The 24,108-nt window shown below is 73.2% G+C and carries 18 protein-coding genes and 1 pseudogene; 9 read left to right on the top strand and 10 right to left on the bottom strand.

Translation table 11 applies throughout. From position 1 onward, the window contains the following. Positions 1 to 63: 63 nt before the first annotated feature. The 6 genes from ACFWIC_RS20315 to ACFWIC_RS20290 all read right to left on the bottom strand — a co-directional run bounded on the left by ACFWIC_RS20315 (position 64) and on the right by ACFWIC_RS20290 (position 9,605). On the bottom strand, positions 64 to 1,002 hold the full coding sequence (locus ACFWIC_RS20315) for a hypothetical protein (RefSeq protein ID WP_329950955.1): 939 nt from the start codon (positions 1,000 to 1,002) through the stop codon (positions 64 to 66). Beyond that, positions 1,002 to 3,731 carry a beta-ketoacyl synthase N-terminal-like domain-containing protein gene (locus ACFWIC_RS20310; RefSeq protein WP_380519628.1) on the bottom strand — a complete coding sequence of 910 codons (2,730 nt, stop codon included), beginning with the start codon at positions 3,729 to 3,731 and terminating at the stop codon, positions 1,002 to 1,004. The genes ACFWIC_RS20315 and ACFWIC_RS20310 overlap by 1 nt, the downstream gene beginning before the upstream one ends. Before the next feature lie 156 nt (positions 3,732 to 3,887). Further along, positions 3,888 to 4,871 carry a transglutaminase domain-containing protein gene (locus ACFWIC_RS20305; RefSeq protein WP_380519627.1) on the bottom strand — a complete coding sequence of 328 codons (984 nt, stop codon included), beginning with the start codon at positions 4,869 to 4,871 and terminating at the stop codon, positions 3,888 to 3,890. Continuing rightward, positions 4,871 to 6,703: an ABC transporter ATP-binding protein gene (locus tag ACFWIC_RS20300; protein WP_380519626.1), complete on the bottom strand. Its 1,833-nt coding sequence runs from the start codon at positions 6,701 to 6,703 to the stop codon at positions 4,871 to 4,873. The genes ACFWIC_RS20305 and ACFWIC_RS20300 overlap by 1 nt, the downstream gene beginning before the upstream one ends. Continuing rightward, positions 6,687 to 8,708, bottom strand: coding sequence for an ABC transporter ATP-binding protein (locus ACFWIC_RS20295; protein ID WP_380519625.1), 2,022 nt, complete (start codon positions 8,706 to 8,708; stop codon positions 6,687 to 6,689). Before ACFWIC_RS20295 ends, ACFWIC_RS20300 begins: the two co-directional genes overlap by 17 nt. A 78-nt stretch (positions 8,709 to 8,786) precedes the next feature. After that, entirely contained in the window at positions 8,787 to 9,605 is an 819-nt protein-coding gene (locus tag ACFWIC_RS20290) for a methyltransferase domain-containing protein (RefSeq protein WP_380519624.1), read from the bottom strand. Positions 9,606 to 10,792: 1,187 nt separating this feature from the next. Between ACFWIC_RS20290 and ACFWIC_RS20285 the strand changes: the two genes are divergently transcribed. Next, the gene (locus ACFWIC_RS20285) at positions 10,793 to 12,052 is read left to right on the top strand and encodes a hypothetical protein (RefSeq protein ID WP_380519623.1); all 1,260 of its coding nucleotides are present in this window, start codon (positions 10,793 to 10,795) and stop codon (positions 12,050 to 12,052) included. A gap of 41 nt (positions 12,053 to 12,093) precedes the next feature. Here ACFWIC_RS20285 and ACFWIC_RS20280 read toward each other — a convergent pair whose 3' ends face one another. Next, positions 12,094 to 14,118 (bottom strand): transglycosylase domain-containing protein, encoded by a 2,025-nt coding sequence (locus tag ACFWIC_RS20280; protein WP_380519622.1) that lies wholly within the window; start codon positions 14,116 to 14,118, stop codon positions 12,094 to 12,096. Between the two features lie 430 nt (positions 14,119 to 14,548). After that, the gene (locus tag ACFWIC_RS20275) at positions 14,549 to 15,199 is read right to left on the bottom strand and encodes an SDR family NAD(P)-dependent oxidoreductase (protein ID WP_380355274.1); all 651 of its coding nucleotides are present in this window, start codon (positions 15,197 to 15,199) and stop codon (positions 14,549 to 14,551) included. Positions 15,200 to 15,563: 364 nt separating this feature from the next. On the opposite strand from ACFWIC_RS20275, the gene ACFWIC_RS20270 reads away from it, so the two are divergent. The 3 genes from ACFWIC_RS20270 (at position 15,564) to ACFWIC_RS20260 (ending at position 18,096) form a co-directional block, all read left to right on the top strand. Beyond that, positions 15,564 to 15,929: a peptidoglycan-binding domain-containing protein gene (locus ACFWIC_RS20270; RefSeq protein WP_329878468.1), complete on the top strand. Its 366-nt coding sequence runs from the start codon at positions 15,564 to 15,566 to the stop codon at positions 15,927 to 15,929. A gap of 171 nt (positions 15,930 to 16,100) precedes the next feature. Then, positions 16,101 to 17,180 (top strand): N-acetylmuramoyl-L-alanine amidase, encoded by a 1,080-nt coding sequence (locus ACFWIC_RS20265; protein WP_380519621.1) that lies wholly within the window; start codon positions 16,101 to 16,103, stop codon positions 17,178 to 17,180. Positions 17,181 to 17,376: 196 nt separating this feature from the next. Continuing rightward, positions 17,377 to 18,096 (top strand): peptidoglycan-binding protein, encoded by a 720-nt coding sequence (locus ACFWIC_RS20260; RefSeq protein WP_329950965.1) that lies wholly within the window; start codon positions 17,377 to 17,379, stop codon positions 18,094 to 18,096. A gap of 56 nt (positions 18,097 to 18,152) precedes the next feature. Here ACFWIC_RS20260 and ACFWIC_RS20255 read toward each other — a convergent pair whose 3' ends face one another. Beyond that, positions 18,153 to 18,620, bottom strand: coding sequence for a helix-turn-helix transcriptional regulator (locus tag ACFWIC_RS20255; RefSeq protein ID WP_329878474.1), 468 nt, complete (start codon positions 18,618 to 18,620; stop codon positions 18,153 to 18,155). Positions 18,621 to 19,151: 531 nt separating this feature from the next. Between ACFWIC_RS20255 and ACFWIC_RS20250 the strand changes: the two genes are divergently transcribed. The 5 genes and pseudogenes from ACFWIC_RS20250 (at position 19,152) to ACFWIC_RS20230 (ending at position 23,367) form a co-directional block, all read left to right on the top strand. Continuing rightward, entirely contained in the window at positions 19,152 to 19,514 is a 363-nt protein-coding gene (locus ACFWIC_RS20250) for a peptidoglycan-binding domain-containing protein (protein ID WP_329950966.1), read from the top strand. Between the two features lie 78 nt (positions 19,515 to 19,592). Beyond that, positions 19,593 to 20,507, top strand: a complete 915-nt coding sequence (locus tag ACFWIC_RS20245) for a peptidoglycan-binding protein (RefSeq protein WP_380519620.1) — start codon at positions 19,593 to 19,595, stop codon at positions 20,505 to 20,507. Between the two features lie 174 nt (positions 20,508 to 20,681). Continuing rightward, a pseudogene (locus tag ACFWIC_RS20240) lies at positions 20,682 to 21,164 on the top strand (hypothetical protein); the annotation flags it as partial. A 46-nt stretch (positions 21,165 to 21,210) separates the two neighbouring features. Next, positions 21,211 to 21,462 (top strand): hypothetical protein, encoded by a 252-nt coding sequence (locus ACFWIC_RS20235; protein WP_380519670.1) that lies wholly within the window; start codon positions 21,211 to 21,213, stop codon positions 21,460 to 21,462. A 291-nt stretch (positions 21,463 to 21,753) separates the two neighbouring features. Continuing rightward, entirely contained in the window at positions 21,754 to 23,367 is a 1,614-nt protein-coding gene (locus ACFWIC_RS20230) for a peptide chain release factor 3 (RefSeq protein WP_380519619.1), read from the top strand. 330 nt (positions 23,368 to 23,697) lie between these two features. Here ACFWIC_RS20230 and ACFWIC_RS20225 read toward each other — a convergent pair whose 3' ends face one another. After that, the gene (locus tag ACFWIC_RS20225; RefSeq protein ID WP_355401995.1) at positions 23,698 to 24,087 is read right to left on the bottom strand and encodes a hypothetical protein; all 390 of its coding nucleotides are present in this window, start codon (positions 24,085 to 24,087) and stop codon (positions 23,698 to 23,700) included. Positions 24,088 to 24,108: the final 21 nt, after the last annotated feature.

Below are 24,108 nucleotides of genomic sequence, written 5' to 3'. Positions count from 1 at the left end.
GGCGGGGGCGGTTGGGGGTGTCAGCCCGACCCGCCGCCGCCCGTCCGTCCGGACCGGTGCCGCTCAGTCCTGCCAGTCGACCATCCGGCTGGAGCTCGACGCGCGCTCGCCCCGGTGGGTGATCATCGCGATGTCCTGCGGGGCCGGTGCGCCCTCGACCGCCCAGTAGATCCGGCGCGGGGAGCGGTGCGCCGGCCACGCCCGGGAGTCGACGATGCGCCACCGGGCGAGCGTGCGCAGGAAGAACGGGTCGGCGGCCGTCCAGCGCCCGTCCACCTCGACCTCGACCCACATGTGCTGGAGGGGGAAGGGCGCGGACATGATCAGGCCGCTGGCCCCGCGGACCCGCACGCCGGTGCCGCCCGCCTCGTCCAGCAGGACGTGGCCGGCGAGGCGGCAGTCGGCCAGGCCGGTCTCCCGGGCGAAGCCGACGTCGGTCGACAGGGCGTGCGGGAGCAGGTGGAAGAACAGCCGGTCGACCGACGCGAACAGCGGGAGCACGGAGTCGTCGAACCAGTACTCCTCGTCCGGCAGCGTGATCTGCCGGACGAAGGAGGCGGGACCGTCCCAGGTCACCTCGCCGGAGCCGGTGGCGGCGTCGAGCATGCTGCCCGGCGCGAAGTCGCACGCGCCGGAGTGGCCCGGTTCGGGACAGCGGCCGGTGGTGCGGAAGCGGTACTCGTTGCGGCTGCGGCCGAGTCCGCCGTCGAAGGCCCGGCCGAGGGTCCTCATCAGCATCCAGCTGGGGCTGTTGAGCTCCAGCTCGACGGTGACGTTCTCCAGGTCGAACACGTCGAACCGTCTCTCGTCACCGCTGCCGCGGTGCGGCAGGCCCGCGTCGAGGAGGAGCTCCAACAGCTCCCCCGGGACGCCGTAGACCTTCTGGAGCGCGGCCTGCGGGGTGGTGAAACCCCGGTAGCCGTCCGGAACGCGGAGGATCCGCTCGACCACCTCCTCGACCGCCGTCCCGGACTCCGGCCGGACGTCCGCCTGCTGGTCCATCAGTTCTCCACTCTGCTGTCGGCCGGCGCGTCGGCCGGTCGGATCGACGGTGCGCTCGGCGGCACGACGGGGTCGCGGTGACGGGCCGCGACGGCGTCGGCGTGCTCCCCGAGCAGGTGCTCGCGCAGGGCCGCGAGGGTCGGGTGGGCGAACACCACGAACGGGTCCAGCTCGATGCCGTAGATCCCGCCCACCTGGCCGGCGAGTTGCAGCAGCGAGATGGAGTCGAAGCCGAGGTCCATCAGGTCGGCGTCGGTGTCGACCGCGTCCGGCTCGACCAGGAGGAAGCCGCAGGACTCCTGGCGGAGGTCACGGTCGACGGCCTCGCCGATGCCCTCCACCGGGGCCGGAGCCGGAGCCGGGGCCTGGGCCTGCGCCGGGGCCGAGACCGGGGCCGGGGCGTCCGTGCTGTCGCCCGGCACGTCCCGACCACCGCCGACCGCCGGTGCGGCGTCCACCCAGAAGCGCCTCCGCTCGAACGGGTAGGGCGGCAGCCCGACCCGCGCCGGGCGCGGGAGCGGCCAGAGACGGCTCCAGTCGATCGGCACGCCCTCCGTCCAGAGCGCCGCGAGCCGGTCCAGTCGCCGCTTCGCCGTCAGGGCCTCGACGTAGGCCCGCCCGTCCTCGTCGTCCAGCAGACCCCCGCGCGAGCCGTCCGCGCGGGCGGTCCCGGTCCGCAGACCCTCGGCGGGGCGACCGGCGACGAACGCCTCCAGCGCCGCCCGCAGGTCCGCGGCGCTCCGGGCGGTGACGGCGAGGCGCTCGCCCAGTTCCCTGCGCCCGAGCTGGCTGCTGCTCGCGAGGTGCGCCAGGTCCGGCGACCGGCCGGTGCCGTCCGCCGGGTCGGCCAGGGTACGGGCGAGGGCGGCGGCGAGGGCGCCCAGCTGCCCCCCGGTCCGGGCGGAGAGCAGCACCACGTGCTCCTCCCCCGGCCGCCCGCCGTCCGCGGACCGCTCGTCCGCGGACCGGTCCACCGCGCCCCGACCGGCCGCGTCCCGACCGGCCGCGCGTCCGGGCAGGTACTCCTCGACGATCAGGTGCGCGTTGGCGCCGCCCGCACCGAAGCCGCTCACCCCCGCGCGGCGCGGGACGCCCGGCGGGGTGCGCCACTCCTCCTCCGCCCGGGGGAAGCGGATCACCGGCGCGTCGATCCTGGGGTTGACCCGGTCCAGCGAGACGCACGGCGCGATCCGGCCGTACTTGAGCTGCAGCAGCACCTTGGTGAGGCCCGCGACTCCGGCCGCGCCCTCCAGGTGTCCGATGTTCGCCTTGACCGAGCCGACCGCGCACGGCTCACCGGCGTCGCGCCCGGGTGCCAGGGCGCGGGCGAGTCCGGCGATCTCCAGCGGGTCGCCGAGGGCGGTGCCGGTGCCGTGCGCCTCGACGTACGACAGGGTGTGCGGCTCCACGCCGGCCCGGGCGGCCGCCAGGCCGACGAGGTCGGACTGCCGGGCGGGATCGGGCACGGTGTAGCCGGACGTCCGGCCGGCGGTGTTGAGTGCGCTGCCCTTGATGACGCCCCAGACGTGGTCGCCGTCGGCGACCGCCGCCGCCAGCGGCTTCAGCAGGACGGCGCCGACGCCCTCGCCGGGCACGAAGCCGTCCGCGGCCTCGTCGAAGACCTTGCACGCCTCGTCGGAGGAGAGCATGCCCGAACCGGAGAGCCCGACGAGGTGCGCGGGGTGCAGGAGGAGGTTGACGCCGCCCGCGACGGCGGTACGGCACTCGCCCCGGCGCAGGCTCTCGCAGGCCAGGTGGATCGCGGTGAGCGAGGACGAGCAGGCCGAATCGACCGCGAAACTCGGACCGTTGAGGTCGAAGAAGTAGGAGACCCGGTTGGCGACGGACCACGGCGCCGAGTTGGCCCCGGTGAGCCGGCCCGACGGCCAGCCGGTGGCACCGATCTTCCCGTAGGTGTGGTTCATCGTCCCGACGAACACCCCGGTGGACGGCTCGTGCGTGGTGGGGCCGAGCATCCCGGCCTGCTCGAACAGGTGCCAGCAGGTCTGGAGGAAGAGCCGCTCCTGCGGGTCGGTGTGGACCGCGTCCAGGGGCAGCACGTGGAAGAGCTCGGCGTCGAACTCGGCCACGCCGTCGATGAATCCGCCCCAGCGGCCGTACGAGCGGTCGGGCCGGCCCCGGCGCGGGTCGAAGTGGGTCCGCCAGTCCCAGCGGTCCGCGGGGACTTCGGTGATGCTGCGCACGCCGTCCCGCAGGTTGCGCCAGAGGGTCTCGACGTCCGGGGCGCCGGGGTAGCGCCCGGTCACCGCGATCACCGCGATGTCGGAGTCGGCGGCGACGACGGACGCCACCGGGGCCGGCACCGGGTCCCGGACCGCGACCGGCCCGGCGGCGCGCTCCCCGACGGCGGCGGACTCGGTGTCGGAGCACTCGGTGTCGGAGGACTCGGTGTGCTCCTGGCCCAGCAGGGCGCACAGCTCGGGTCCGCGGGTCCGGCGCAGGTGCTCCGCGATGTCCGCCACCGTCGGGTACTCGAACGTCAGGGTCGGCGGGATGTCGCCGAGGTCCTGGTCGAACCGGACGGTGATGTTCATCCGGGTCAGCGAGTCGAGGCGGAGATCCCGCAGGGCGTCCGGGCCGTGCAGGTCGGCGGCCCCGACCCCGGCGGCCTCCGCCACCACCTCGCGGACATAGGAGTGCACGGCCTCGAACGACGGCACCCGGCCGCCTGCTTCCGGCAGGCCGGTGGTCCCTGAATAGGGCGACATGGCGGTCCTTTCGTCTCGAAACGGCCGGAGCCGGGGCATGTTCGGGGAGCCCCGGTCGGGGGCGGGAGTCCGGGTGGTCGGCCCGATCGGCCGGGTACCGGCCGGGCCCGGCCTCGGGCCCGACCGGCCTCGGGCCCGGCCTTCCCGTCGGGTCGGTCAGATCGATCCGGCCAGGACCCGGGTGGGGAAGGAGAGCGGCGTCTCCGCCCCGTCGTGGGTGGCGAGCACGAACTCGTGGTCCGCCAGCCGCCAGGCGCCCTCGCCGATCGAACGGTGCGCCGGCCACTCCGCGGCCGGGAGGAGGCCCCACCCGGTGAGCAGCTTCAGCAGGTGCGGGTCGAAGGAGACCCAGCGGCCGTCCAGCCGCACGTCCAGCCAGGAGTGCGCGATCGAGTACGGCGCCGACAGGAAGAGGCCGAACGAGCGGCGCGCCGTCAGCCCCAGCCTCGACGCCTCCCCGGCGAGGTGCGTGGCCACGAGACCGCAGTCGCCGAGCCGGGCGTCCCGCAGGAAGCCCACGTCGTTCCGGAGCCCGGCCGGGAGGTAGTGGAAGTGCACGTCCGCGACCAGGCCGGTGAGTTCGGCCAGCTCGGGGTGGACCTGCGCCGGCTGCGCCCGCACCTGCCGGGTGAGCGTGAACGGGCCGCCCGCCGGGCCGGTGAACCCCGGCTGCGCGCGCAGTTCGGCCGAGGCCAGGGAACGGCAGCCGTGCTCGCCCGCGCCTGCCGGGCAGGCCGGCAGCACGTCCACCGCGTAGGTGGCCGCTCCGTGCGCGCCCGCCGCCGTGCGCAGGGCCGCCGACCAGCCCCGCATGGCCATGAACCGGGCGGAGGGCAGCGTCAGCGAGAGCGAGGCGTTGGCCAGGTCCAGCTGGTCGTACCGGACGCCCCCGGAACCGTCGGAACCACCCGACACTCCTGCCCCACCTGCTCCACTTGCCCCACCTGCCCCACCGCAGGGCAGGCCCTCGTCGGTGAGCGCGGTGAGCAGCCCCTCGTCGATGCCGAAGTGCCGGGCTGCGTCGGCCGCGGTGGACGTGAACGAGCGGAACCGGTCGGGCACCCGCACGATCCGGTCCACGACCGCACGCAGGGTCGCACCGTCGGGAACCGGCCGCGGCCTGCGGGCGGGCGGGGCCATCAGCGCGCCTCCGCCGGGACGGCGCGCGCGCCCTCGCGGTAGGAGGAGGCCTGGATCTCGTACAGCTCGCTGTACTGGCCGCCGCGCGCCATCAGCTCCGCGTGCGAGCCGTACTCGACGACGCGGGAGCCGTCGACGACCACGATGAGGTCGGCCATCCGGACGGTGGAGAAGCGGTGCGAGACCAGGACGGTGATCCGGCCGGACTCGTCGTCGGCGGCGCTGCGGGCGGCCTCGGCGTAGCGCTCGAACAGCGCGTGCTCCACCTCGGCGTCGAGCGCGGACGTCGGCTCGTCGAGGACCAGCAACAGCGGGTCGTCCCGCATGAAGCCCCGGGCGAGCGCGACCTTCTGCCACTGACCGTGCGAGAGGTCGACACCGTTCTCCCAGGACGGGCCGAGCTGCGTGGCGAGGCCGTCGGGCAGGCCCGCGACCAGTTCCTCGGCGCCGGCCCGGGCGACGCCGCCCCGCACGGCGGCCGGGTCGTCGACCCGCGCGAGGTCGCCGACGCCGACGGCCTGCTGCACCGGGTACTCGAACTTGAAGAAGTCCTGGAAGGCGCCGCTGATCCGCGCGCGCCACTCGGCGGGGGCGATCCTGCCGAGGTCGGCGCCGTCCACCGCGATCGTGCCCGAGGTCGGGGCGTAGAACCGGCAGAGCAGCTTGACCAGGGTCGTCTTGCCGGCGCCGTTCTCGCCGACCACCGCGATCACCCTGCCGGCCGGCAGGTGCAGGGTCACGTCCTCCAGGACGGACCGCTCGCCCCCGGGGTAGCGGAACGAGACGTTCTCCAGGCGGATGCCGTCGCGCAGCCGGGCGGGCACGCGCTGGTCGGCGCCCACCGTCTCGGCGGCGGCGAGGTCCTCCAGCCAGGTGAGCCGGCGTGACACGTCGAGCCAGATGGTCCGGTAGAACTGCACGTGGCTGACGGTCTGCCCGACGTACTGGGCCAGCCGGCTACCGGCGGTGAGGAGCAGCAGCGTGTCGGCCGCACCCGCGCCGGAGTCCCGGGCGGCGAGCACCACGACGAGCACGAAGGACCCGACGAAGACGGACTGGGCCGCCGCCTGCCAGAGCGTGGAGACCCAGCGGGTGCGGGCCAGCGGCTCGTAGCGGCGGTGCCAGGCGTCCCGCCGGGCCTCGTACAGCCAGCGCTGCACCCCGGCCACCCGGATCTCCTTGCCCGCGGCGGCCGACGTCGCCAGGGTGAAGAGGTGGCGGGCCCGCCGCTCGTGCTGGGCGCCGGCCTCCTCGACCTTCTTGTCGATGCCCGACCGCCAGCCGGAGACCAGCACGCCCGGGACGGCCGCAGCGCCGAGCAGCCCGTACCAGGGGTCGACCGACATGAGCAGGGCCAGTGTGATGACCAGGCGGATGACGGCGCCGACCGTCCCGAACAGCTCCTGGTAGAGGTAGCTCAGCGCGCCGGCGTGGTTGCGCAGCACCGAGATGCGGTCGGCGTGCTCGGCCCGCTCGTGGTGCTCCAGCGTGGAGACGGTCGACTGCAGCCGGGCGACGTGCGACTCGACGAACACCGCCGCGCGGTCGGCGAAGCGGCGGTTGGCCCGGTCGCTGACGATGCCCAGCAGCCACCCGCCGGTGGCGAGGGCTCCCAGGAACAGCGCGGCGGCCGTGATGCCGCCGCCGTCCTGGTCGATCACCGCGTGGATGAGCGCGGCGAGGCCGACGGCGAACAGCGCGTCCGGCGCCGCCGCGGCGATCGCGGTCGCGCAGGCCACCACGATCAGCAGCGGGCTCGCCCGGTAGCCGAGGCTCAGCGAACGCACCAGCGACCTGGCGGACGAGGGCAGCCCGTCAGAGGACGATGCCATCGGATTCCTCCTCGGAGTCGAAACGGGACGCCTGCAGGTCGAACATCTCCCGGTAGCGCCCTCGGGCGGCCATCAGCTCGTCGTGGGTGCCGAGCTCGGCCACCCGGCCGTCCTCCAGGACGCAGATCCGGTCGGCGTGCCGGACGGTCGAGAAGCGGTGGGAGATGAGGACGGTGGTGCAGCCCTCGGTGGCCTTCAGGATGCGGTCGAAGATCTCGGCCTCGCCCCGGACGTCGAGCTGCGCGGTGGGCTCGTCGAGGACGACGACCTCGGCGCCCTGGCGGACGGCGCACAGGGCGCGGGCCACGGCGACGCGCTGCCACTGGCCGCCGGAGAGGTCCCGGCCGCCCTCGTAGCCGGCGGCGAGCACCGTGTCGAGGTCGGCGAGGTCGGCGGCTCCGGCGTCGGCCAACGCGGCCCCGACCACCTCGTCGGGGGCGCCGAGCGGCGCGACGTTGGCGCGCAGCGGCAGCTCGTAGCGGTTGAAGTCCTGGAAGACGGCGGTGACCCGGCGGCGCCAGGCGGTGAGGTCGAGCCGGTGCAGCCCGGTGCCGTCCACCTCGATGGTGCCGTGGGTCGGCTCGTAGAGGCCGCAGAGCAGCTTGACCAGGGTGGTCTTGCCCGCGCCGTTGAGGCCGACGATCGCGAGCGAGCGGCCGGCCTCGACAGTGAGGTCGAGCCCGGAGAGCACCGGCCGGGAGTCGGTCGGGTAGTGGAAGCCGACGCCCCGGAAGCGGACCTCCGCACCGACCGCCGCCTTCACGCCGACCGCCGTTTCCGCACCGACCGCCGTTTCCACACCGTGCTCCGTCGTCGGGCGCGGGGCCGGCTCCGTGCCGGGTGCCGCTTTCGCGCCGCGGTCCCCGCCGGCGAGCCCGCCGGTCTCCGCCATCGCGGGCCCGAGGGCCAGCACGGCGGCGACCGAGCCGGCGGCGGGCGGCAGCGCCCAGTTCAGACCGCCGAAGGCGATCGCGCTCGCGCCCACCACGGCCTGTGCGAAGACGACCACCTCGCCGGTCCCGACCGCGCCGGAGACGGCGTCCCGGGCGAGCGACCAGAGCACCAGGCCGTTGGCGGCGACCAGCAGCAGGATCGTCCAGCGCAGCGGGCGCTGCTTCAGCCGCGTCGTCTCCCAGCGCAGCTCGACCAGGCGGCGGCGGTTGGCGGTGAACTGGTCGACGACCCAGCCGCCCAGGCCGAAGATCCGCAGCTCCTTCGCGGCGGCGGCCTCGACGGCCAGCTTGTACGTGTAGTCGGAGCGCCGCTGCGCCTCCAGCACCTCGCCGGAGTTGCGGTCCCAGAAACTGCTCTCGCGCAGCAGCCAGTGCGTCGCGGTCCAGGCGCCGCCGACCAGCAGCGGAGCCCACCAGGTGTACGCGGCGAGCACGACGAGCTGGCCGATGCCGACGGCGGCCTCGACCAGGCCACCGGCGATCAGGCCGACCGAGATGGCCATCGGCGGTCCGACGGTCCCCTGGTCGAAGTCGCGGGCGCCGGCCAGCTTGTCGGCCAGCTCCCGTGACTCCAGGTGGGCGATGCCGTCGGGGGCGGTGGTGCTCTCCACCAGCAGGTCGTGCAGCAGGCAGGAGAGCCGTTCGCCGAGCGCCGTGCCGACCAGGGAGTGGAAGGGCACCAGCAGCCGGAAGAGCACGAACACGACGCCGGCTGCACAGAGCGGGCCGGTCGGGGAGGTGTTGTCGTCGATGGCGTCCACCAGCAGGCCCACCGTAACGGCGAACAGCGCCGGGAGCGCACCGCGCAGGACGATCAGCGTCCACCAGGCGACGGCCAGCCCCCGGTGTGCACGCGGCAGGACGGCGAAGAACGTCCACTCGTCGCGCGCACGGAGCCGGGCGATCCACGATCCGGGGCCGACGGCTCCCCCGGCCTCGGTGGCCGCCGCGCCCACCGTTCCTTCCGCGTCTTCCGCGCCTTCCGTTCCTTCGGTGGCCGCCGCGGTCGCGGGGGCCGTCACGGGTGGATCGCCGTCTTGCTGGGTGGGCACGGAATGACACTTCCTCGGTGCGGTGGAACTGTTCGATGACGGTGGGCCGGTTGCGGCCGACCGCGGTGCGGACGCGCGTCAGGTCCGGGTGGCGGAGACCAGGTAGCCGGTGGTGCCGCCGAGGTAGTGACCCTCCGCGTGCATCTGCTCCAACCGCCCCTTCCATGACACGACCTGACGCGCCGTCAGGACGCGGTCCTTCACGAGCTGGGCCAGCGGCCGGCGCATCGTGAACAGGAAGAACGCGTAGTCGTTGAAGACCAGGTGCGGCTCGACCGTGATGTCGGTGAAGCCCGCCTCCCGGTAGAGCCGGGGAAGCTGCCGCCCGATCCAGCCCTGCAGGGCGGCGTCGGCGACGTAGTCGAGGACCGTCCGGGTGGTCGCCCGGTCGGGGTGGTCGAGGACGGTCGAACCGAGGTCGAACTCGAAGGCCACCGCCCGGCCGCCGGGCCGCAGGACCCGCGCGATCTCGGCGATCGCCCGCGGCGCGTCGGGCACGTGCTGCAGCAGCGTCTGCGCCCGGCAGCGGTCGAACTCGCCGTCGGCGAAGGGGAGGTCCAGCGCGCTGCCGCAGACGAAGGACACGTCCGCGCCCGCCTCGGCCGCCCGGCGACCCGCCTCGGCGACCATGGTGCGGCTGACGTCGATCCCCGTGACGCGCGCGCCCGGCGCCACCTCGGCCGCCGTCCCGATGGCGTCCGAACCGAGGCCGCAGCCCACGTCCAGCACCGCCCGGGCGCCGTCCAGCCGCAGGGCGGCCATGATGGCGGCCTCGGCGCTGCGCATGCCCGGGTAGGACTTGCCGACGTCCAGCGCACGGATCAGCGGGACCGGGTCCTCCGCGTCGTCGACGGCCGCGAACGCGCGCAGGTCGGCTCCGATCACCCCTGCCTGCATACGGACTCCCCCTCTGATGGCGTGAGCGGGCATGACGGCGGGACCGGCCGTGAGGGGCTCGCGTCGAGCACTCGAACGGCCGCGGTCCCGGCGCCCGCGGGCCATCGCGGCCGGTGTCCCGGCGGCGGCAACCCGGCATCCCCGTCAGCGCCGGCTGATTGATCTTCGCCAGACTCTAACCGCATGACATGTACGCCGTCGAGCGTGATGATCACCGCACCCCCGGCCACCCCCACCGTGACGCGCATCACATTGCTGATGTGAACATGCAACGTGTTAGCGTCACCGCCTAATGGATCAAGGAAGGGGGTGGAATCCATGGCTACGCGTCCCGCTCCGACCAACGAGGAGCTCGCGCAGTTCGAGGCTTGGGTCACCGAGCTCGACATCGCACTCGCCAAGAAGCCCTGACGGTCGACCGACACCGTCGCACGGCGGCCGGTCCACAGCCGCCGCCGATTCAGGGGAACGGGGGTGAAAGACATGGCTACGCGTCCCGCTCCGACCAACGAGGAGCTCGCGCAGTTCGAGGCCCGGGTCACCGAGCTCGACATCGTGCTCAGCAAGAAGGCCTGACCCTCGACAACGTCTCCGACGTTGCCTCGCGGCCCCTCCACAGCGGCCGCCTCACCAGGGAACGGGGGTGAAAGACATGACCACGCGTCCCGCTCCGACCAACGAGGAGCTCGCACAGTTCGAGGCCCGGGTCACCGAGCTCGACATCGTGCTCAGCAAGAAGGCCTGATCGCCGGCCCGCAAACGGGGGCACCCGTCCTGACCGGCGCCCCCACGAAGGCGGCGCGCCGCCCGGCACCGACCGCGTGACGCGGTCCCGTCCGGCACCGCACGCCACCGGCCCAGGTGGCTTCCGGGGCGAAAACCCCACCCCGGAAGCCACCTTCGCCCGCTCATTCGCCCGCCCTGTCGAGCCCCGACTCCACCGGACTGCGAGACACTCGACGACTCCTCCCGCGACGCCGTCCGGAGGTCCTTCCAGGCTCCGTTGACGCGAGCTCAGTGGCGGATTCCGGGAACTTCCTCCGGACCGCACGGAGCCCTGCCCACTCCTCACGACCGACGACCCGCTCCAACGAACCCCCAATCTGCCATCCGTGTAACCTTTGTGACTCTCCATCACGTCCTATCAGTGCAGTGACTGAACTGTCGGGCGATTTGACGGAGGCACGGTGCGGACTACTCGCGGTGTGACCTGGGTGCTGGCGGCGGGGGTCGCGTCGGCGCTCGTCCTGAGCACGGGATGTCCCACGTCCAGGAGCAGACCCACCGCCACCGGCAGCCTGCCCGAGAGCCCCACGCCCTCGGCCCCCGCCGAGACCCCGGCCCCGGCCCCCACGCCCTCGCCGACCTGGGACGGCCAGGTCAAGCTGCTCGGTGACGGCTCCACCTCCGACACCGGCCCGCAGCCCAAGCAGCCCGAACCCGAGCGGCTGAAGCCCGGGGAGAAGCCGCCGCAGTTCGTGGTCTTCTCCTGGGACGGCGCCCTGGAGGGCGACGACCGCCTCTTCTCCCGCTTCCGGAAACTGGGCGCCGAGAACAAGGCCCAGATGACGTTCTTCCTCTCCGGTCTCTACCTCCTTCCCAAGTCCAAACGCACGCTCTACCGCCCCCCGAAGCACGACGCGGGCGCGGCGTCGATCGACTTCGCCACCAACGCCCACATCAAGGACACCCTGGAGCAGCTCCGCCTGGCCTGGCTGGACGGCAACGAGATCGGCACCCACTTCAACGGGCACTTCTGCGGCCCGCAGCCCGGCGGGGGCGGCGACTGGTCCAACGAGGAGTGGACGTCCGAACTCGACCAGGCGATATCCTTCGTCACCAACTGGCGTACCAACACCGGCTACAAGGACCTCCCACCGCTCCCCTTCGACTACACCAAGGAGCTGGTGGGCGGCCGCGCCCCCTGCCTGGAGGGCCAGAAGAACCTGCTGCCCGTCGAGAAGGCCAAGGGCTTCCGCTACGACGCCAGTTCGCCCGGCGAGTTCCAGGTGTGGCCGGTGAAGAAGGAAGGCGTCTGGAACTTCCCGCTGCAGTTGTTGCCGAACCCCGGCACGACCTCCCAGAACCTCTCGATGGACTTCAACTACCTGGCCGGCCAGTCCGGCAACACCACGAACGGCGACCCGAAGAAGTTCGACACCTGGGAGAAGGCGACCCGGGAGAGCTACCTGGCCGGCTTCGAGCGGGTCTACAACGGCAGCCGGGCCCCGCTGTTCATCGGCAACCACTTCGAGGACTGGAACGGCGGCATCTACATGCAGGCGGTCGAGGACGTGATCAAGAGCGTCTGCAAGCGTGAGGAGGTCCGCTGCGCCTCGTTCCGCCAGGTCGCCGACTGGCTGGACGCCCAGGACCCGCAGGTGCTGGACCAACTGCGCCGACTGGACCCGGGACAGCCGGCGGACTGGTCGCGGCTGGTGAAGTGACGACCGCCGGGCGGCTGCGGGACCGCCGCCGCCCGGTCCTCCTACCGCCCGCCCGCCGCCTTCACGTACGTGCTCCAGATCCGGCCGGGCAGCGTCGAGTCCAGGGTGTCCGGGGCGGCACCGCCCAGTCCTTCGAGGGACAGCAGCTTCATGTCCCGCAGGTCGGCCCGGAAGACCGTGACCGCCGTGGCGAGCTGCCCGCTGTAGCCGACCGCCCACCCCGCCGTGCGGTCCGGGGTGGTGCCGGGCTTCGCTGCCGGATCGGACCCCGCTTCGGCCGCCCAGCCGGCGCTGCCGCCGCGGACCGCGCCCTTGAGGGCCGCGTCGACCTCGGCGGCGACGGCCGGTGACAGCGCCTGGACGGCGGTGGGCAGGCGCAGCGTGAGCGGCTCGCCGTTGCGGGTGACGCGGAGAACGGAGTACGGGTCGGTGCGGCTGCCGCCGGCGGCGAAGGCGGTGTAGGCGTCGGCGGTGCGGATGGCGCTGGGGGTGGAGTTGCCGACCGCGAAGCCGGGGCTGAGTTCGCCCATGGCGCTGGGGAGGAGGCCGAGGGCGGCGGCGGTCTTCTGTACCCGTTCGAGGCCGATGTCCAGGCCGAGTTGCATGATCGGCCCGTTGACGGACTGCTCGACGGCTCCGCGCAGGGTGACCTGGCCCCAGTCACGCTTGCCGTCGTTGGCGGTCTTGGCGATCTTTCCGTCGCGTCCCCAGTACGGGCCTTCCGGGGTCATCACGTTCACCCCGTTGTCCCCGTTGTAGGTGGTGCCGGGGGTGACCGGGGTACGGGTGGCGCCCCGCGCGCGTTGCACGCCCTGGTCGAGCCCGGCGGCGTAGACCAGCGGGGTGAAGGCCGAACCGAGCGGCACTGTGGAGGTGTTGGCGTTGTTGAAGCCCTGCTTGAGGTAGTCGGGGCCGCCGTAGAGGGCGACGATCCGCCCGTCGGGGGCGACGGAGGCGGCGCCGACCTTGAGGAGCTTGTCGGTGTCCCGGGCGCCGGGGTCGATGTCCTTCGTGGCTTCCTGGACGGCGGCGGCGAGGGCGGTGACCCTGGGCTTCTCGAAGGTGGTGTGGATCTGGTGGCCGCCGAGGTCGAACTCGGCGGGGGTGATGTCGGTGTGGCTCTCCATGTAGGATTTGGCCAGGTCGACCAGGTAGCCGACCTGGCCGCTGAGGCCGGCGGACTTCGGCTGCGGCTTGGGTTCGGGGAAGACGGTGTACCGGGCACGGTCGGCGCGGGAGAGCTTTCCGGTCTCGACCATCCGGTCCAGGGTCCAGGCCCACCGCTCCTCGGCCCGTTCGCGGTTGGCCGCGCCCAGTGCCGGGTCGTACCGCCCGGCGCCCTTGAGCAGGGCGGCGAGGAAGGCGCCCTCGCTGACGTCGAGCTGGGAGACGTCCTTGCCGTAGTAGGCCGCGGCGGCGCGCTGGATGCCGTAGCTGCCGCGGCCGAACCAGCTGCTGTTGAGGTAGCCCGCGAGGATGTCGTCCTTGCTCATCCGGTCGTCGAGCTTGACGGCTATGACGGCCTCGCTGAGCTTGCGGGAGAAGTCCTGGCGCTGGTTGAGGTAGATGTTCTTGACGTACTGCTGGGTGATGGTGGAGCCGCCCTGGGTCTCGCCGCCGGAGACCAGCTGCCAGAGCGCGCGGCCGATGCCCTTGGCGGAGATCCCCGGGTCCGAGTAGAAGGTCTCGTTCTCGGCGGCGAGTACGGCCCACCGCACCGGTTCGGGGACTCCGTCGAGCGGCACCTCCTGCCGGTTGGTCTCGCCGATGCGGGCCATCTCGGTGCCGTCCGCCCAGTAGTAGACGTTGTTCTGCTGGGTGGCGAAGGCGTTGAGGTCCACCGGCACCTGCGTGACGGTGTAGAACCAGGCCAGCCACCCGGTCGGGCCGAGGACGCCCAGCACCACCGCCAGGAGCAGTTGCCGCCAGGAGGGCAGCCAGCGCCGGACTCCGCGCCGCCCCCTGCGCGGGTAGTCGACCCACCGTAGGCGCCGCCGCGGCGGCGGCTTCCGCCGTCGGCGTCCGGGCTTCTCCGTCTCGACCCCGCCGCCTCGCTGTGCACGCACAGTCCGTTCTCCGCTTCGTCCGTGGGTACAGAACCCCTTCGAACGGATAGATGCGGTGAGGGTCGGACCACGGCAGCAGCGGTCGGTGTGATCATGCTCACAGAAGCATGTCGGCGGTGGTCACGAGGGCTGTAGGGAAAGGACTTTGATGCCCGGTCAGCCCTTTCGGGCAGTGCCCGCCGGAACCGACGGCCCGCCCCGCCCCGGCGCCCGGTCCCGGAGGTGGCGGTAGGTCCCGACCAGGCGCGGGCCGACGGGGTGGCGCAGTCCAGGAGCCGGGTACGACGCCGAGGGGGGCGGGCCCGTGTCCGTCGGTCCGGGGCGGGCGGTCCGGGGCGGGCGATCCGACAGGCGACGGTCGCGCGATCCCACCACCGCGAACTGCTGCGCCTGCGCGGCGCCCTGCGGCAGAAGACCTCGCGACCCGACGTCAGCCCCCGTGAACCACCTCCTGCTCCCAGCCCGCGCGCGGCTGGGTGTGCAACCGCCAGTAGTGCTCCGCGATGTCGTCCGGGTCGAAGGCGGTGCCGGGGGCGACCGCACCGGCCACCGTCACACTGGCCACGTGCACACCCGCCGCGCCGTAGGTCTGGTCCAGCAGCGTGACGAGCGTGCGCACGCCCGCCTTGCCCAGGGACAGGCTGACGTACTCCGGCCTCGGCTCGGGCATGCCGCCGGTCACCAGGACGGTGCCCCGCCCGCGCTCCGCCATCCCGGGTGCGACGTGCGCGGCGGCGGTCAGCGCGCCCACCACGTTGACCGCCCAGGCGTCCAGTTGCTCGCGGGCGGACCACTCACCGACGGCGTCCGGCCGGATCAGTGCCGCGTTGTAGACCAGTACGTCCGGTTGCCCCAGCTCCTCCGCCAGCCCGTCGAGCGCGGCCCGCAGCGCCTGCTCGTCCGTGCTGTCGGCGGTGCGCACCGCGACCTTGCCGCCGATCCGCCGCACGGCCCCGGCCACCGCCTCGGCCGTCGCCCCGCTCCGCGCGACCAGGCCGACCGGCAGGCCCTCCCGCGCGAACCGCAGCGCCACCGCCTGCCCGATCCCCGGCCCCGCTCCGACAATCACTGCTCCGGCCATGCCGTCCTCCCCGTCCGTACGATCCCTGACACCGCCAACACGCGGGAGCCACCGGCACATTCCCCCGCGGCGGTCTCGCGGACACGTCGGAGGAGGCAGCACCACCGGCTTCCTCCACGCGGTGGCGTACCGGAACGGCCGGTACGACGTCACGGTCACCGCCAGGGACGGGGCGGACGCCCCGGCCGATCTCCCCCGGCCGGCCCTCCCCCGGCCGGCCCAGGACGTCCCAGGGACGGGAAACCCCTGGTGGGACGGGTGGCGCGGCGCCGAGCATGGGCCGTGTCCGAGTCACGGACCGCAGACCCGGGGGAGTTTCCCGCCGGGGTGGCCCGTGACCGCTTCCGAGATGGGGGAACCTTCCATGATCAAGCACGTGTTCCGGCGCGGAGCCGTCACCCTCGGCGCGGCGGCCGTCGCCGTCACCGCGCTCGCCGGCGTCGCCCACGCCGACCGGGGCGTCCCGTACGTCAAGCCCGGCCAGCGCGGCGACGGGGTCGCCTGCGTGCAGCAGGGGCTGCGCAACGCGGGGTACTCCATCGCGGTCGACGGCCAGTACGGCAACGCGACCTACGCGGCACTGACCGACTTCCAGCACAACCGCGGCCTCGGGGCGGACGGCATCGTCGGTCCGAAGACCGGCGACGCCCTGTACTACGGCTACCTCAAGCCCTCGGGCAACCTGGTCCAGATCGAGTTCTGCCCCACGGTCATCCCCACCAGCGGCTGACCCGCCGCCCGGACGACCCACCCGCCGGACGACCCGCCGTCCGGACGACCCGACCGCCGGATCCGGGCGGAGCACCGCTGCCCTCGTGCCGTCAGCAGGCACGGGGCAGCGGTGCTCCGCCGCACCCCCGGACCTCCCCCTCCTCCTCCGAAGGACCAGGTAGCCCTCGACATGACCACCGACCCGATCCCCTCCCACCCCGGGCGCCGCTCGGTGCTCGCCGGCGCCTTCGCGCTCGGCACCGGCGCGCTGGTCTCCGCCACGCTCCCCGCCGGGGCGGCACGCGCCGCCACCGGCCCGGCGATCGCCTCCACGGCCGTCTGGGGCGCCCGGCCCGCGTCCGGCCCGCTCGGCATCCTGCCCGGCGCGCCGGACAAGGTGATCGTGCACCACACCGCGACCGCCAACGTCACCAACTACTCGCAGGCCGCCGCGTTCTCGCTCGCCAGGTCGATGCAGACCTACCAGATGGACAGCGAGGGCTGGATCGACACCGGTCAGCACTTCACCGTCAGCCGCGGCGCGTACATCACGGAAGGCCGGCACAACAGCCTGTCCACGCTGGCCGGCGGCACCCAGCACGTGGAGTCCGCCCACTGCACGGGGCAGAACACGGTGGCGATCGGCATCGAGAACGAGGGCACCTACAGCACCGTCGACCCCCGCAGCGAGCAGTACGCAGCGCTGGTCGCCCTCATCACCCACATCTGCCGCCAGTACGGGCTGCGGGCCTACCAGATCTACGGGCACCGCGACTTCAACGCCACCGAGTGCCCCGGCGACCGCCTGTACGCGCTGGTCCCGCAGCTGCGCCGCGACGTGGCCGCCCAGATCGGCGGGGACCCGACCGGCCCGGTGTGGCCGGTGCTGAGCAGCGGCGCCTCGGGCGAGCGGGTGAAGACCCTGCAGTACCTGCTGGTGCAGCGGGGCGCCTCCCTGACCGTGGACGGCTCGTTCGGTCCCGCCACCCGCAGCGCCGTCACGGCCTTCCAGAACACGGTGCACGCCTCGGCGGACGGCGTCGCGGGCAACCAGACGTGGAGCCAGGCGGTCGCGCCGCTCGCACGCGGGGCCTCGGGCAGCGCGGTGACCGCCGTGCAGAGCCAGCTGGTCGCGCACGGCGTCACGGTGGCGGTCGACGGCGCCTTCGGCCCCGGGACGCAGTCCGGGGTGGCGACCTTCCAGAGCGCGGCGTCGCTGCCCGCCGACGGCGTGGTCGACGCCCGGACGTGGAGCCGGCTGCTCGCCTGACGCCCGATGCCGTACGGCTCCGGCGCCGCCCGCGGACCAGGTCACCGCGGGCGGCGCCGCGTCCGTCGCACCGGGCCGGCCTCCGCCGTCGCGGGACGTCCCCGGGACGCCAAGGACCGTGGTGGGACGCCGGGGCCCGGGCAGAGAGTGAGCGGCACCGCCTGATCGACCGACAGGCGCACCGGAAGGGATGTCCGTGAAACACATCGCAGCCCTGCGCGGCCTCGCCGTGGCCGTGCTCGCACTCGTCGCCTTCGCCCTGCTGCCCGCACAGGCGCAGGCCGTCGACTCGACCACCTGGATCCAGCGCAACCTGGTCGGGATCGGCTACCTGGCGAGCGGCGGCGTCGACGGCGACTACGGCCCGGCCACCACCGCCGCCGTCCGCGGCTTCCAGCGCGACAACGGGCTCGACGAGGACGGCGTGTACGGCCCCAGGACCGAGCTCGCCCTCCACAACAAGGTCGCCGAGGTCCAGCGCGCGGCCGGCTCCGGCGCCGACGGGGCCTACGGCGCGGGGACGACCTCCTCCGTCGCCGCCTGGCAGCGGGCGCACGGGCTCGGCGCCGACGGCATCGCCGGGCCCGCGACCATGAACGCGCTGGGGATCGCCCGGACGGTGCGGATCACCGCGCAGTGGAAGTTCCCCGCCCTCGGCTGGAGCGTGAGCGGGCAGTTCGGCTGCCTGGAGCAGATCTACACCCACGAGAGCGGCTGGAAGGTCTACGCGACCAACCCCTCGTCCGGCGCGTACGGGATACCGCAGGCCCTGCCCGCCACCAAGATGGCGTCCGCCGGATCCGACTGGCAGACCAACCCGGCCACCCAGCTCAGCTGGGGCCTGAACTACATCAAGTCGCGCTACGGCGACCCGTGCTCGGCGTGGAGCTTCTGGCAGTCCCACAACTGGTACTGAGCCGCACGCGGGCAGGGCCCCACCCCGGGCGGGGTGGGGCCCTGCCCGCGTCGTCCCTACACGCCGCCGCCGGGAAGGGCGCCGCGCCGCAGCTCCCGCCCCTGGGCGACGGACCGCGCCAGACCCGCCGTCAGGGCCAGTGCCAGCACGGTCAGCGACCACAGGGCCATCTGCCGGCGGTCCTGCGAGGCGGCGTCCCCCTCGCCGGGCGCCCCGGAGCCCCCGGTGGCGCCCCGTGCGGCAGCCGGTGCGGCGGCCGCTGTGCGGCAGGCCTCCGCCAGGGTCCACAGCTCCAGCAGGCGCCGTTCGTCGGCCTGGCAGACGGCGGCGATCCGCTCGACGGCGTCACGCGGCGGGAACTGCTTGCCGTTCACCCACCGCTCCCACGAGGACTTCGCGTAGTGGGTGCGCTCACTGATCCGGGCGTAGGTCAGGCCGGACGAGGACTTCAGTGACTGCAGCTCCTCGGAGAGCCGGTCGGCAGGGCCCTTCGGCGTGCCGCCGGACAGAAGAACGTGGTCCATCGTTTGTACCCCCCAGGTCGTTCCGGTGCGATCGAGGACGCGCGACGGGGCCGGGTGCCGGGCCGCACTCCCACCGGCCGGTCCCCACGGCCGTACCGGTCTCCCGGCGGCCGGGCCCCCGCCCCCCGCGGTGCGCCCTCCCGCAGCACGACCCACCCCGGGTCACGTGCTACGGCTTGATCCACTGTGTGACATCCCGGGGCCGGGGATCCACGATCTTCCGGGATCTGGGACGGGTACGACGTATGCCACCGCCCTGAGCTGCGGTTTGGGACACCGGCACGGCACAGGTTGGGACGCCGCGGGCCTCGGACCGGCGTCGTGGGACGCCGTCGCCGCCCGCGGTACGGGGCCGGCGCGCAGCGCGCCCGACCAGGCGCGGCGGCTCCGCCTCCGTCCCCGTCCGGCGCGCCCGTGAGGGAGGGCGTCCCAGGGACGCGAAACGATCGCGGGACGTCCTCGGGGCTTCCTAGTGTCGGCACCCGGCGGTCGTTGCGGCCGCCCTCACCCACGACTCCCAGGAGCCCCGCCATGCCCATGTTCCCGGTCATCAAGCGCGCCGCCGTCGTGACGGCCACCGCCGCCCTCTCGGTCACCGTCCTGGCAGGCACGGCCGGCGCGCGGCCCTCGGTCGGCGAGATCGCCTACGGCGACCGGGGGACCGGCGTCAAGTGCGTGCAGCTCGCGCTGAACGCCTCCCTGCACTCCGGCCTCCAGACCGACGGCATCTGGGGCGCCCGGACCGAGACCGCCGTGCGCCAGTTCCAGCAGGCCAAGCACCTCGACGTGGACGGGATCGTCGGCGTCCAGACCGGCTCCCAGCTGCTGGAGGTGATCGTCCACAACGAGCACGCCTGGGGCACCACCTGCTGGGAGAACCTGCCGACCTGGTAGCCCGGCCGGTTCCCGGGGCCGTCCGCCGACGGCTCCTCCTCTCCCCCTCGTCCCCCTCAGCAGAAGTGAGGAACTTCCGTGAAGCGCTTCCCGGCCGCAGTGGCCGCGGTCTTCGCCGCCCTCCTGGCGGCGGTGCTGTCCGTCCCCGCCGCCCACGCCGCGAGCTGGTCCGTCGTCCGCAGCGGTGACCAGGGCGCCAAGGTGTCCACCGTCCAGTACCTGCTGAACGCCCGCGGTTACGCGACCGGCGCCGACGGCGCGTTCGGCCCCGCGACCGAGGCCAAGGTCAGGAGCTTCCAGAGCGCCAACGGCCTGAGCCCGGTGGACGGCGTCGTCGGCGGCGCCACCTGGCCGAAGCTGATCGTCACCGTCCGCCAGGGCGACACCGGCGACGCCGTCAAGGCGCTCCAGGTCCAGCTGAACGCCCGCGGCGCCAACCTCGCCGTGGACGGCGCCTTCGGAGCCGGCACCGACTCCTCGGTGCGCGGCTTCCAGCAGTCCGCGAACCTGAGCCCGGTGGACGGCATCGTCGGCCCCGCCACCTGGTCCGCCCTGCTCTCCGGCGGGGGCGGCGGCACCGGCGGCGGCAGCGGCGACCTGCTCAGCCAGTCCCAGGCCGCCTCGCTGCTCTCCTCCGCGGGCATCACCTGGTCCTCCTCGGGCAACTGCTCCAACCGCAACAGCAGCAACTGCACCTCCTTCGACGGCCTGCGCCGCGCCTCGGCGGACGGCGCCGTCGCGCTCAAGCACGCCGTGGGCGGCTGCGGCCTGACCATCACCGGAGGCACCGAGACCGGCCACGCCGCCGGCACCTACAGCCACGCCAACGGCTACAAGCTGGACTTCGCGATGGCGAGCTGCCTCACCAACCACATCACCGGCAACTTCGCCTACAGCGGCGTACGCGGCGACGGCGCCACCCTCTACACCGCCCCCTCGGGCAACGTCTACGCCAACGAGGGCAACCACTGGGACGTGACCTTCACGGGCTGACGGCCACCCGGCACGACCACACCCCGAGGGGCACCGGACGCATCCGGTGCCCCTCGGGGCCGTCCGTTTCACGGCCACGGGGAATCGGGCGGACGCCCGGCTCCTCGCGCAGATCAAGGTCGACTACCCACCGACTACGCCGCGTGATCTTCCAGGCGACGTGTCGCCTTGAGCATGTCCTCTCCGACTGGTTCTGACGTGCCTCGCGTCCCTTCCCGCGCGCTCTGCCGACTCACCGGGCCGGGCAGCGACCTTGGACTCAAGCTCACCGAGTACAGGAAGGAGAAGCTCGTGGGACAGCGTGGGCAGCGTGGCCGGGTGTACCGGCGGTGTGGTTGTTCGGACGGTAACCGGAAGCAGCTGGGTCCGTGGTGCCCCCTGCTGGCCGGGGATCCGAGGCACAGGACGTGGACGTATGCGATGGATCTGGCGAAGGAGGAGGGCCGGCGTCGGATCCGCCGCCGGGGCGGTTTCGCCGGCCATGCGGAGGCGTTGCGGGAGATGCGGGCGGTGTTGGACGGTGAGCTGCGCGGGGTGTACGAGAACCGCCGAACCAAGGTGGCGAGCTACCCGCGCGAGTGGCTGGTCACGAGGCGGGCGCACCTGTCGCCGAGCACCTACGCCGGCTACGTGGCGTGGGTCAAGCGCGACCTGATCCCGGCGTTCGGCCACATCCGGCTGCTCGACCTTCGTCCCCATCACGTTGACGAGTGGATCGCCGCCCAGCTGGGGGCTGGGCGCGGCCGCGTCCACGCTGCGCGACGCGCTGAACGACGCCGTCGCCTCCTGGCGGCTGCGCTACAACCCGGTCAAGCACTCCGTCTCACCAAGGCCCCGCGCCGCCGAGCGTACCTGCTGGACTCCGGAAGAGGCCGCGAGCTTCCTGCGGCACAACGCCGAGCAGTACGCCGACCAGCTCACCGACCTGTTCGAGGTCGTCCTTGGTACCGGCTAGCGCCGCGGCGAGGTCCTCGCCCTGCACTGGTCGGACGTCCACCTCATGGACCGCCGGCTCTTCGTCCGCCGGACGCTCGCCGCCGTCAACAACAACGGCCTGGCCTTCGGCCGGCCCAAGACCGAGGCCAGCCGCGCCTGGATCAGCCTCTCCCCCAGGAACGGGAATTTCGGGGCCACGCCGCCCGACAGCCTATTATCGCTTCCTGGGCCTGCGGACCTGATCTCCCCGGCTCACCAGGTACGGAGAGGCGTCACCCGGCCTGCTGCCGATGCGTACCCGAGGAAACACATGAGCACCGTACAGTCGATCCCCGTCCCGCAGGTCCTTCATGAGGCCGGCCGCCGGCGGACCTTCGCCGTGATCAGCCATCCGGACGCGGGCAAGTCCACGCTCACCGAGGCGCTGGCGCTGCACGCGCGGGCGATCACTTCTGCCGGTGCGGTGCACGCCAAGGGTGATCGACGCGGCGTGACCAGCGACTGGATGGAATTGGAACGCGAGCGCGGTATCTCGGTGACCTCGGCCGCATTGCAGTTCGGCTATCGCGGCCACGTGATGAACCTGGTCGACACCCCCGGCCACGCCGACTTCTCCGAGGACACCTACCGGGTGCTGGCCGCCGTCGACTGCGCGATCATGCTGGTCGACGCGGCCAAGGGCCTGGAGGAGCAGACCCGCAAGCTTTTCGCGGTCTGCCGCCATCGCGGCGTCCCCGTGATCACCTTCATCAACAAGTGGGACCGGCGCGGCCAGGACGCACTCACCCTGCTCGAGGACATCGAGACGCACCTCGGGATCACCCCCGTCCCGGTCGTCTGGCCGGTGGGCAGCGCGGGCAACCTGCGCGGCCTGGTCGAAGCGGGGAACACCGAGCAGATGCTGCGCTACACCAAGGTGCCGGCCGGCACGCACGCCGCCCTCGAGGAGCAGCTCACCTCCGAGAAGGCCGCCGAGCAGGAGGGCGAAGCCTGGACGACCGCGCTGGAGGAGCTGGAGCTGGTGCTCTCGTCCGGCCCCGGCTACGACCAGGAGGCCTTCGAGGCCGGCAAGATCAGCCCGGTCTTCTTCGGCGCCGCGCTGACCAACATAGGTGTGAAGCTCCTGCTGGACGCCGTGGTCGACCTCGCTCCGGCTCCCGGGCCCCGCCGGCTGGCCAAGGGCGGCAGCCGCGAGGTCGGCGAGGAGTTCTCCGGCCTGGTGTTCAAGATCCAGGCGAACATGGACCCGGCCCATCGCGACCGGATCGCCTTCGTCCGCGTATGCTCCGGCGTCTTCGAGCGCGGCATGCACGTCACCCGGGCGGCCAGCGGCCGCTCGTTCGCAACCAAGTACGCGCACACCGTCTTCGGAGCCGAGCGCACCGTGGTCGACACCGCGTACCCCGGCGATGTGGTCGGCCTGATCAACGCGAGCGCGCTGCGGGTCGGCGACACCCTCTTCACCGGCAAGAAGACCGAGTTTCCCCCGCTGCCCGCCTTCGCCCCCGAGTACTTCGCGGTGGCACGGCCCAAGGACATCAGCCGGTCCAAGCAGTTCCGCAAGGGCGTCGCCCAACTCGACGAGGAAGGCGTGATCCAGGTGCTGGTCTCCGACCGGCGTGGCGACCAGGCGCCGGTCATGGCTGCGGTCGGCCCGATGCAGTTCGATGTGATCCTGCACCGGATGGAGCACGAGTTCTCTTCCCCAATCGCCCTCGACCAGCTCTCCTACCGCTTGGCCCGGATCACTGACGCCAACGGCGCCGCTGCCCTGGCCAAAGCCCGCCTGATCAGCGGCGAGGTGCTCACCCGCCGCTCGGATGACGTGCTGCTGGCCCTGTTCGCCGACAAATGGCAGCTGAACGCCTTCCAGCGCGCCCACCCCGACATCCTGCTCCAGCCGCTGATCGCCACGGCGGACTGATCGCCGACCTCTCGGCCCGGCGGCCGCCGTCGACAAGCTGCTGCGCGGCCTGCTCGGTCATTTGGCCGACCGGCAGCAGTCGATCGGCGAGCCGGGCCGCGCGCTCACCACGGCAACCGAAGGCCGACCGCTACCCGGCTGGGCCACCGACGCCGGCCGGACCGAGGACGTCGGGTGGCGCCAGGCCCGCACCGCGCTGCTCAAGGCCGTCGCACGCCAACCACCACGCTCACCTGCTCGCCGCCATCGTCGGGCTCGGCGGTGAGCTGGAGCTCCCGGCTACCCGCAACGGGCGCTTCAGGGGTGCGGTCGTCCCGGAGGGCTGCGCGGTCAGCGCCGGCCGCCGCCGATGCGGCGGTCGTCGGCCAACGCGGTCAGCGGGCCGTACTCGCAGGCAAGCTCGTTCCACGTCAGAACCTCGCCGCAGCGGGCCGGGAAATCCTTCGGGTTGAACTCGGGCATGGTCCAGGTGCCGGTGCCCCGGTCCCGCAGCCACAGGTCCCCGTCACCGTCGACCACACTCGGCGGGACCGGTACGGGCTCGGCCTGATCGGTGGGCTCCCAGGTGACCCGGCCCGGGTGGGAGGCGCGGCGCAGCTCGGTGGTGGCCAGCCGCGCGGCCAAGTCACGGGTGGACTCCTCGGCGTCCTTGACCGACGCGAGTCGGAATGCGTCGTCGAGTACGGGCAGGGCTGGATTCTTGCTGCGCTTTGAACTCATACGCTGACTTACCTCCGGTGG

Source organism: Kitasatospora sp. NPDC127035, from assembly GCF_042726075.1.
Lineage (GTDB): Bacteria > Actinomycetota > Actinomycetes > Streptomycetales > Streptomycetaceae > Kitasatospora.
Note: the sequence above shows the minus strand (reverse complement) of the source record. Positions and strands in the feature narration are given on the sequence as shown.

Bases quoted from the DNA above. Each gene is read 5' to 3' on its own strand.
- ACFWIC_RS20315 (WP_329950955.1), bottom strand. From the start codon at position 1,002: ATGGACCAGCAGGCGGACGTCCGGCCGGAGTCCGGGACGGCGGTCGAG.
- ACFWIC_RS20310 (WP_380519628.1), bottom strand. From the start codon at position 3,731: ATGTCGCCCTATTCAGGGACCACCGGCCTGCCGGAAGCAGGCGGCCGG.
- ACFWIC_RS20305 (WP_380519627.1), bottom strand. From the start codon at position 4,871: ATGGCCCCGCCCGCCCGCAGGCCGCGGCCGGTTCCCGACGGTGCGACC.
- ACFWIC_RS20300 (WP_380519626.1), bottom strand. From the start codon at position 6,703: ATGGCATCGTCCTCTGACGGGCTGCCCTCGTCCGCCAGGTCGCTGGTG.
- ACFWIC_RS20290 (WP_380519624.1), bottom strand. From the start codon at position 9,605: ATGCAGGCAGGGGTGATCGGAGCCGACCTGCGCGCGTTCGCGGCCGTC.
- ACFWIC_RS20275 (WP_380355274.1), bottom strand. From the start codon at position 15,199: ATGGCCGGAGCAGTGATTGTCGGAGCGGGGCCGGGGATCGGGCAGGCG.
- ACFWIC_RS20270 (WP_329878468.1), top strand. From the start codon at position 15,564: ATGATCAAGCACGTGTTCCGGCGCGGAGCCGTCACCCTCGGCGCGGCG.
- ACFWIC_RS20265 (WP_380519621.1), top strand. From the start codon at position 16,101: ATGACCACCGACCCGATCCCCTCCCACCCCGGGCGCCGCTCGGTGCTC.
- ACFWIC_RS20255 (WP_329878474.1), bottom strand. From the start codon at position 18,620: ATGGACCACGTTCTTCTGTCCGGCGGCACGCCGAAGGGCCCTGCCGAC.
- ACFWIC_RS20250 (WP_329950966.1), top strand. From the start codon at position 19,152: ATGCCCATGTTCCCGGTCATCAAGCGCGCCGCCGTCGTGACGGCCACC.
- ACFWIC_RS20230 (WP_380519619.1), top strand. From the start codon at position 21,754: ATGAGCACCGTACAGTCGATCCCCGTCCCGCAGGTCCTTCATGAGGCC.
- ACFWIC_RS20225 (WP_355401995.1), bottom strand. From the start codon at position 24,087: ATGAGTTCAAAGCGCAGCAAGAATCCAGCCCTGCCCGTACTCGACGAC.